Annotated in this window: 4 protein-coding genes, 2 tRNA genes and 1 pseudogene; 4 read left to right on the top strand and 3 right to left on the bottom strand. The window is 55.3% G+C overall.

Annotated features, from left to right (window positions below; all coding sequences use genetic code 11):
* Positions 1 to 442: 442 nt before the first annotated feature.
* Positions 443 to 2,286: pseudogene (gene asnB, locus PACILC2_RS04290) on the bottom strand (asparagine synthase (glutamine-hydrolyzing)).
* 138 nt (positions 2,287 to 2,424) lie between these two features.
* Here asnB and PACILC2_RS04285 point away from each other — a divergent pair.
* Together PACILC2_RS04285 and PACILC2_RS27845 are read left to right on the top strand one after the other, a co-directional pair.
* Entirely contained in the window at positions 2,425 to 2,754 is a 330-nt protein-coding gene (locus PACILC2_RS04285) for a hypothetical protein (RefSeq protein ID WP_062491853.1), read from the top strand.
* A gap of 54 nt (positions 2,755 to 2,808) precedes the next feature.
* Entirely contained in the window at positions 2,809 to 2,937 is a 129-nt protein-coding gene (locus tag PACILC2_RS27845) for a hypothetical protein (RefSeq protein ID WP_280515273.1), read from the top strand.
* Positions 2,938 to 3,703: 766 nt separating this feature from the next.
* Here the strand turns inward: PACILC2_RS27845 and PACILC2_RS04280 are convergent.
* A tRNA-Arg gene (locus tag PACILC2_RS04280) sits at positions 3,704 to 3,780 on the bottom strand.
* A gap of 45 nt (positions 3,781 to 3,825) precedes the next feature.
* Positions 3,826 to 3,899, bottom strand: a tRNA-Gly gene (locus PACILC2_RS04275).
* Between the two features lie 224 nt (positions 3,900 to 4,123).
* Here PACILC2_RS04275 and PACILC2_RS04270 point away from each other — a divergent pair.
* Both PACILC2_RS04270 and tig read left to right on the top strand, forming a co-directional pair.
* Positions 4,124 to 4,990 (top strand): hypothetical protein, encoded by an 867-nt coding sequence (locus tag PACILC2_RS04270; protein WP_213527685.1) that lies wholly within the window; start codon positions 4,124 to 4,126, stop codon positions 4,988 to 4,990.
* Between the two features lie 91 nt (positions 4,991 to 5,081).
* Entirely contained in the window at positions 5,082 to 6,383 is a 1,302-nt protein-coding gene (tig, locus tag PACILC2_RS04265; protein ID WP_062491871.1) for a trigger factor, read from the top strand.
* The last annotated feature ends 301 nt before the right edge of the window (positions 6,384 to 6,684 follow it).

Here is a 6,684-nt window from a genome sequence, read left to right as displayed (position 1 = left end):
GGGAGCGACAGCATGAGCGAAAAAGCCTTGTCGCACAAGGGGTTTGAGGCTCGTTTTCGCGAACCTCCGTTTTGCCTATTCCAAAACAGCAATTTTTCTGCCGGAAATTCCAAAACGCCAGGCACAGCAAGGAGTGCGAACCTCCCAGGGAATTCATGTGCGCTTGAGGTTCGCACTTCATACTATTGTCGTCGATAAGCCTAACGTAAAGCGTGTTCTAAACGCTCGGAAATCGGCGGCTCGCCGACCGCTGATCTTGAACTCAACATATCATCGGGACCAAACGGCGTCAAGAGCATGACACGCATAAACAGTTCCTCCAACAGCCTGGCTGTTTCCATACCAAAACCACGCCAAAAGGCACAACCCCGTTAACCCGCCGGGGCTGTGCCTTGCCGCTCCGATATGCGCCGATCCGACAATATGCCCGCTTTCCGCCCGCTTATCGGATCGAAACGTTGTAATGTCTGAGCCACAGATCGGTCTGCCACAAATAAGCGAACAGCTGCGGGCCGCCCATGAGCTGGCCGAACCACGGCGTATTGCTGGCCGCCTGTTCGGACTCCGCGAGCTCCCGCACTTTTTTTACATTAATAAGCGGCAGGAGCGGAGAGGACGGATCATCCAGAACGTCCAGCAGCAGTTGCTTGACCGCGGCGAGATAGTTCGGATTGTGCGTTTTCGGATATGGGCTTTTTTGCGGTACAGCACGTCGTCCGGCAGCACGCCGCGCAGCGCTTGGCGCAGGATGCCTTTTTCGCGGTCGCCGGCGGTTTTGATCGCCCACGGAATGTTCCATACGTATTCGACGAGCCGGTGGTCGCAGTAAGGTACGCGAACCTCCAGTCCGACCGCCATGCTCATCCGGTCTTTGCGGTCCAGCAACGTCGGCATGAAGCGGGTAATGTTCAGGTAAGACATCTCCCTCATACGCCGCTCCCGGTCGTTTTCGCCGGCGAGGCGGGGCACTTCGGCGATCGCTTCCTCATAACGTTCGCGAATGTAATCGAGCGGCCGGATCCAGGCCACAGCGTCGGGCGAGAGCAGATCGGCGCGCACGGCGGATGCGAGCGACCAGGGAAAAGTGTTCGCGTTCAGCGCATCTTCGCGATGAAACCACGGATAGCCGCCGAAAATTTCATCCGCCGCCTCTCCGGAGAGCGCGACGGTCGCTTCTTTCTTGATTTCCCGGCAAAACAGCAGCAGCGACGCGTCCACGTCGGCCATTCCCGGCAAATCCCTCGCCAGCACGGCATCGCGGAGCGCGGCCGCAAGCTCGGGCGTATCGAACGTCACCGCGTGGTGGACGGTGCCCAGATGGCTGCTCATCCGTTCGATCCACGGGGCATCGGCGCCCGGTTGAAAAGCATGCGCCCGAAAATGCTTGTCATTGTCCGCGTAGTCGACCGAGAACGTATGCACCGCACCCTGGCCGGTCCGGTTGTAATAATCGACGGCAAGCGCCGTCAGGGCGCTGGAGTCGAGCCCGCCGGACAGCAGCGTGCAGATCGGCACATCCGATACGAGCTGGCGCTCCACCGTATCGCGCAGCAGCTCGCCGACCCGTTCGGCAGTCGCTTCCTCGTTCTCTTCGTGCGGACGGACTTCCAGCTGCCAATAGATTCGCTCGGCAATGCCTTCGCGCGACACCTTCAGCCAGCGGCCGGGACGCAATTCCTCGAGATGGTGATAAACGCCGTGTCCCGGCGTGCGGGCCGGCCCGATCGCGAATATTTCGGCCAAGCCTTCCGCTCCGATTTCGGCGCTGACGGCGGGATGAGCCAATATCGCCTTCGGCTCGGAACCGAAAATGAACAATCCGTCGATCCGGCTGAAAAACAACGGCTTTACGCCGAGCCGGTCGCGGGCGAGAAACAGCTCCTCGCGTGCACCGTCCCAAACGGCGAAGGCGAAAATGCCGTTTAGCCGCTCCAGGCAAGCAGCCCCCCATTCCATGTAGGCGACAAGCAGCACTTCCGTGTCGCAAGTTGTCGTAAAGCGACGTCCCCGGTTTTCCAGCTCCCGTTTCAATTCCGCAGCGTTGTATAATTCTCCGTTGTATACGATGACATACGCATCCTCTTCCGACGAGCGGATCATGGGCTGCGCTCCGTTCTCAGGGTCGATCACCGCAAGGCGGCGATGTCCGAGCGCGCACGGTCCGGCGATCCACGTGCCGGCTGCGTCCGGTCCGCGAGCAGCGAGCGTTTCGGTCATCCTCTCCAGGATGTCGCTTTGCCGGGTCAGGTCACGGGTCCAATCGATCCAACCGGTGATGCCGCACATGTTCTCATCCCTCTCTTTGCTGAACTCCCTCTGCAATCATAAAACAGGTATATGCGTAAGACCGGATAAAATGTCTGTCCCCAAGGGATGCTAGCGTAAGAAGGCACAGGCGGGCGATGGAAAGGAGGACTTTCGAGCATGGATAACGGAGGGGGCGAGACGGCCCGCAAACGTTATTACGTATCGGTCGGAGCCGGCCAAATTTTGGAGGATCCGACCGCGGCGCCCTATGAGTTGGTCATCATGGCGAACGAAGAAGAGCTGAACCGGCTGCAGGAGTTGTTCGAGGAAATAAGCAGCTTCGATGAAGCGCAGGCGTTTCACTTTGGCTCGCACCCGTTTGGCAAAGCGACGAGACAGGAAATCGACGGCGGCTACAGCTATTTGATCGATTCGATTTACCGTCTGTTGTACGAATGCGGAACGGATGAAACGAAACGTCATATTGAATCGATGCAGTTGTTATAATCGCGGCTTTGCGCGGGCGTTACCGCGAATTTTCTTAATAAGGAGGGATAACCGGTGAGTGAAACGAAACAGAACAAAGGCAACCAGTATGCGCAAAAAGGCGAGACGTTTGCGGAAAATGTCCTGGATAAAAATGTGAAGCAGCCGGCGCAAAACAATCCGAGCGAAAGCGTTCGGCGCTAATCCGTCATTCCCGGTTTTCCATAAGACATAATGACCATGCGGCGAGCATATCGTGAATAGTGGGGAAACAAGAACGATCCATGGGAGAGGAGCCGGCCGGGAAGAGCCATCCTGGGACATGGAGGAATGGGAATGAGCGCGGAACTGCTTATTCAATTGCTCATGCTCGTCGTGATGATCATCGGTCTAGCCGGCCTGTCGGATCGCTCGTAAGTTTCCTTGCTGGGACGGGATGCGCGTTTTCTTCCTGACGCGCCGCTCCCGTTTTTTGTTTTTGGCTCTATTCGCCCTCGCCTATCCGGCCGCGGGGCGGCTAATCGCGAAGCTCCAGGACCTTATTCGCTCGCTCCAGCCCGCTGTGAAACTGCCACCAGTCCCGAAATTGCTTGCTTTACTCCGGCTCGCGGCGGCTGGCATCCGGAAGATGAGACAATAGAGGACAATGCTGCAAAAGTGCAGTATTTCCGGGGGGAAATGAACCAAAACGCGAAAATTTCTGCGATAATGCAATTTTTTGCCTCCGTTCAAGCCAGACAAGTGAAAACCGTCCCAAAATATTATATTTTCGCAGGATTTTGCATCATAGTCATCTATTCGGGCCAAAATTCCTGTATTTTTGCAACTTTTTCGCCAAAGCGATCAGCCCGAAGAAGGGGCGCTAAAGGCGGGCACCGACGGAGGGCGACGATTTGACGGAAGGCGCGGACGGTTAAAAAGGCAAAAACAAAGACCGCGACAGGCGCGGTCTTGTGGCATATGTATTCACTGGCGTCCCAGGAGGGATTCGAACCCCCGACCGACGGCTTAGAAGGCCGTTGCTCTATCCAGCTGAGCTACTGGGACAAGTTTTCAGCGCATCCGTTCGGGGATGCCGCTAAGTCGCAATGCTGGAGCGGGTGAAGGGAATCGAACCCTCGCCTCAAGCTTGGGAAGCTGGCGTTCTACCATTGAACTACACCCGCACAGTACTAGTTAATATATCATAATCCCCGGTTCGAATCAATGGGAAAAATTCATTTTTGCGACAAAATCCTTTTTATTTTAGAATCGACGTGATATAATCAATCCAACTGAAAGCATAGCGACACGAGCGCTTGAATGACAAGGCGGTGTTACCATTACAGCTCCGAACGATCCGCCTCGTGAAGATAAAGGCGGCAAAGAAAACGTCTACCTCTTTCCGAAGATGCTGGACCATTACCAGATTCAATTGACGCGCCTGCTGGAAGCGGAGCAATACGGGGAAGCGAAGGCGCTCCTCCGTTTTCTTCTCCAGGTCCGGGGGGAAGAGCGCCGGAATTACGAAGAGTGGGAAAATTTGCTGACATGGCTGAATATGGCTTTTCCGGACAGCGAAACGTCCGAAGAAGACGACGATGGCGATGAGGAGGAGAAGCTGCGCCAGGACGCGCTGAATCCTGCCGACCATGACGAGGCCTATGTCAGGCAGGTGCTGTACATTATGCGCCATCACCCGATGATGGATCAGCAAATATTGGCTATCGAGCGGGCGGTGCATCTTCGGCATGAGGACGTCGATCGGGAAATTATCGAATGGCTCGAAGAAGAAGATGTGCATCCGGTCGTGCAGTTCAAAGCGCTGCAATGCCTTCGCAAACGCGGAGCGCAAGGCGTGCTGACGCTGGAACGGCTCGGCGAGACGATCCAGGTGGAGATCGGGGATGTTCCGCTGACGATGAACGATTTTCCCGAACCGGTATTGCGCGTGCTGGAACGGGTAGAGGCGAGCGTGGAGGCGGACGATCCGACGCTTCCTCATTTTGCCCGCGAACTTTGGAAAGAGAGCTTGCAGTTCCTATACGGCACTTCGGCTTACAAACGGCTGCTGCAGGACGACGATGAGACGGTGGATTGTTACGCGGCGGCGCTTCATCTCACGCTGCTGCTGACCGTATACGGCTCGGCGGATGAAGAAGAGGTGAGGGATACGTACGGCATTACCGGCGAGCTGCGCTTCCGGTATGAGCAGGCGTACCGCTCTTTGCGGCAGATTACCGATTTTCACTCGGATGAAAGCGGGCCCGAGCCTTGAAATCCGCCAGGATGTAATTTATAATGGAATGGTTTATTGAGCGTGACTCCCGTTTAAAATAGGATGTGTAATTCGGAGGGGAAAGCATAAAATGAAAGCAACCTGGGAAAAAATAGACAAGAACGTCGTCGCGATCGACGTGGAAGTCGATGCCGAAAAAGTAGCCGAGGCGCTTGACAAGGCTTTTAAGAAAGTCGTGGCCAAAGTAAACGTGCCCGGATTCCGCAAAGGCAAAGTGCCGCGTGCGATATTCGAAGCGCGCTTCGGCGTCGAGAGCCTGTATCAGGACGCGATCGACATTATTTTGCCGGACGCTTATGCCGATGCCGTGAAAGAAACCGGCGTTCAGCCCGTTGACCGCCCGGAAATCGACGTCGAGCAATTCGGCAAAGGACAAGCCTTCAAATTCAAGGCGAAGGTGACGGTAAAGCCGGAAGTGAAATTGGGCGAGTACAAAGGCCTGGAAGTTCCCGCCGGCAATACGGAAGTGACCGAAGAGGAAATTAACGCCGAGCTGGAACGGCTGCAGCAGCGTCACGCCGAGTTGGTCGTAGTCGAAGAAGATGCGGCTCAGAACGGCGACATTACGATCATCGATTTCGAAGGCTTCGTCGACGGCGAGCCGTTCGAGGGAGGCAAGGGCGAGCGCTACAATCTCGAGCTCGGCTCGGGTTCGTTCATCCCCGGCTTCGAGGAGCAGATTGTCGGCATGCGTACGGGGGACTACAAAGATGTGGAAGTGACGTTCCCGGAAAATTACCACGCCGAGAATCTGGCAGGCAAACCGGCGGTCTTCAAAGTGAAGCTTCATGAGATCAAACGGAAAAATTTGCCGGCTCTCGACGATGAATTCGCCAAAGACGTCAGCGAGTTCGAAACGCTTGAGGAGTTCAAGCAAGATCTGGCTGCGAAGCTGAAAGAGCGCAAAGAGAAAGAAAACGAGCAGGCCCGCGAAACCGCGGTTGTGGAAAAAGCGGCGGAAGCGGCCGAAATCGACATCCCCGAAGTGATGATCGAGAACGAAACGGACTACATGATTCGCGATTTCGAGAACCGCCTGCGGATGCAGGGGATGAATCTCGAGCTGTATTACCAATTCTCCGGTCAAGATGAGGCGCAACTGCGCGAGCAGATGAAGGGCGACGCCGAGAAGCGCGTCCGCAATACGCTTGTACTGGAGCAAATCGCTAAAGTCGAAAATATCGAAGTGACCGACGAGGATGTACAAGCCGAGCTGGAGAAGCTTGCCGAACAGTACAAACGTCCGGTGGACGAGTTGAAGGAGCTGTTCGAACGCAACGGAACGCTCGACAACCTGAAAGAAGATCTGTCCATTCGCAAAACGGTTCGGTTTTTGCTTGAAAACAGCAAACAAACGAGCGAAGTCGCATAACGCGAACCGGTACGAAGGCTTCGATAACGAAATTGGGCACGTGAAAACTACCACGTGCCTTATTTTACCACCGAAATACATACCAGCTTCCTTCGCGACGCCGGAACGGCAAGGCGAAACGAAGCTTCTCCCGTCGATCGGGATCTTACATAACACATACTGGCGAAATCAGGCGCATTCCCGGTACATAAGCGGTGGATCTGTTCGTATACTGTATAAAGGCGAGAAAATGACAGCGAACGGCCGACGTGTTACAATGTATTATGCAAGTCACAGTCCAATAAGAAAAGAGGTTGGTCGT

Origin of the sequence: Paenibacillus cisolokensis, assembly GCF_018403665.1 — a bacterium.
Taxonomy (GTDB): domain Bacteria; phylum Bacillota; class Bacilli; order Paenibacillales; family Paenibacillaceae; genus Paenibacillus_AH; species Paenibacillus_AH cisolokensis.
This window is presented reverse-complemented; position numbering and strand designations above follow the sequence as displayed.